We start from the raw sequence: 2,246 nt of genomic DNA on the forward strand, positions 1-2,246 counted from the left end.
GCTCAGCAGGCCCCTCTGCTACTGGCACAACTAAACAGCATAGATTCAGATCTGCAGACTGCCGATTACAGTGAGAAAAGCGGCCGCAGCCGCAGTGCTGACCGCGGCCTGCTGCGTAAAACGCAGAAACAGCTGCAGAAAGCACAGCCGGAACTGGCTTCCCTGGTCACTGTCGCTGCGCCTGAGGTAGCGGAGCTGCAGCTGCGCCTGGCAGATGATGAAACCCTGATTGAATTTTACGGCAGCGGCACACAGCTGTTTGCTTTTCTGCTGTCACGCGGCGGTATTAAAGCGGCCGTCCTTAACGGTGAAGATTTAACCGGTTCTGTCAGCGCTTTGCGCGAGGATCTGCAGAAAATTGACAGCAACAGCTACCAGCACAGCGCAAATCTGCTCTATCAGCGCCTGTTCAAACCACTAAAAGATGAACTGCACACTGAAAAACTGATTATCGTGCCCCACGGTCCGCTGCATTACCTGCCCTTTAACGCTCTGTATAACGGCAGTGATTTTCTGATCGATCAGTATGATATCAGTATTCTACCCAGCGCCTCGGTAATGGCCTTCCTTAATAAAGAGGTGACTGCGGCTCATCCGCTGCTGGTTCTCGGCAACCCTGAACTCGGCGATCCTGAACTGGCGCTGCCCGGCGCCGAGCAGGAAGCAAAAGCTATTGCCTCGCAGCAGTCCGGTGCCAGTCTGCTGCTTAGGCGTAATGCCACTGAAACTCAGGTAAAAGAAAACGGCGCTTTGTTTAAAACGCTGCATTTTGCCTCACACGGCATATTTGATCCGCACACACCGCTCTCTTCCGGCCTATTGCTGGCGAAAGATAAAAGCAATGACGGCCTGCTTACCGTACGGGAGCTCTACGAGCTTAACCTTAATGCCGATCTGGTCACCCTGTCGGCCTGTGAAACCGGGCTGGGGAAAATAGCCAATGGTGATGATGTGGTAGGCTTTACCCGCGGATTTTTATATGCGGGCACCAACAGCATTATTTCGAGCTTATGGAAGGTTGATGATCAGGCTACCAGTCAGTTGATGCAGAATTTTTACACTAATCTAACCGAGACCTCGGATAAGCGTCTGGCCCTGAAAAAAGCACAGCTGGCAGTTAAAACGGACTATAACCGCCATCCCTACTACTGGGCTGCATTCCAGCTGACCGGGCGCTAATAATGAACTGCTGTAATAATCAATATTCGCCAGCGTCAGACTGGAATAACCAAAACATACAGCAGTGATAAACCAAGGAAGCTGGAAGTAAAAATGATGAAAAAAATACTGTTATTACTCACAATAGTACTGACTCTCTCAGGCTGCTCAACGCCAATGCCGCTGGCGTACCAGATCAGTACCGAATCTTATCGAGGCAACCATCGAGCAGCCGTTGAGCAGTTTTCTCAACAGATAGGTGAATTTGAGCACTGGGCAGATTATGAACCCAAAGAATGGGAGCAGCACTGGGGTCATATGATCTTCCTGTGTAATTCTTACCAGATGATCCGCGATTTTTCCAAGGCACAGCAGTGTGCGCTTCTTTGGAAAGAGGAAATGTTAAAGCAGCTCGGGAACAGTCAAAAAGATCAAGAAAACAAAAAATGGATATTAGTTAATTACAATCTCATCCATAGCGCCACTTCTCTGGAATTAGGCAACTACCAAGAGGCTTACCGCAGCTACAAACTGGCCAGAAAATATAGCTCCTCTCCCCATGAAGACAGCTGCACCATACCGTTAGAAAAAGGGGTAGGAATAGAAGATATGGCGCGCGTCTATGCCAATGGTGCTGTCGCGGCTGTACAGCTGGGCTATCATGACGAAGCGGCCGCAATTGCCGAACAGATAGACTGCCTAGATTTTTCATCCATTGTTGTAAGCGAAACCGCAAAAGACGTAAAAGTTAAAAATGCCAGTAAGACGCGTATCTACCTCGCTCTGGGAGATTACGGAAAAGCGCAGCAAGCACTGATGTTTTCACAGTCATTAGGCGACACACTCTTCCGGACTATGGATGCGGTCACCACCTTAGGTCTGTCTGAACTCTTGGGTGAGGGAAAAGAAACAGCAAACCCCTTTAATTTTGATGAAACCTATATGCTCGCCAAAATAGCTCAGGAAAGCGGCCGACTTAAAGACGCAGAAAAGATTTACCTCAGCCTTTTATATACAGCTGAACAATCTGATACTCCGATAATCCAGTGGTACAATAATTTAGTGTTCGATCCTGAAAACGCAGCTAA

General features: G+C 48.7%; 2 protein-coding genes. Both read left to right on the top strand.

Features of this window, described 5'->3' with window-relative positions:
• The coding region (locus G337_RS0119150; RefSeq protein ID WP_028865288.1) for a CHAT domain-containing protein at nt 1-1,179 on the top strand (1,179 nt) is incomplete at its 5' end.
• Between the two features lie 93 nt (nt 1,180-1,272).
• Nucleotides 1,273-2,246, top strand: a 974-nt coding sequence (locus G337_RS0119155) for a lipoprotein (protein WP_028865289.1), incomplete at its 3' end; no start/stop codon positions are given.

Source organism: Psychromonas aquimarina ATCC BAA-1526 (assembly GCF_000428725.1).
Lineage (GTDB): Bacteria > Pseudomonadota > Gammaproteobacteria > Enterobacterales > Psychromonadaceae > Psychromonas > Psychromonas aquimarina.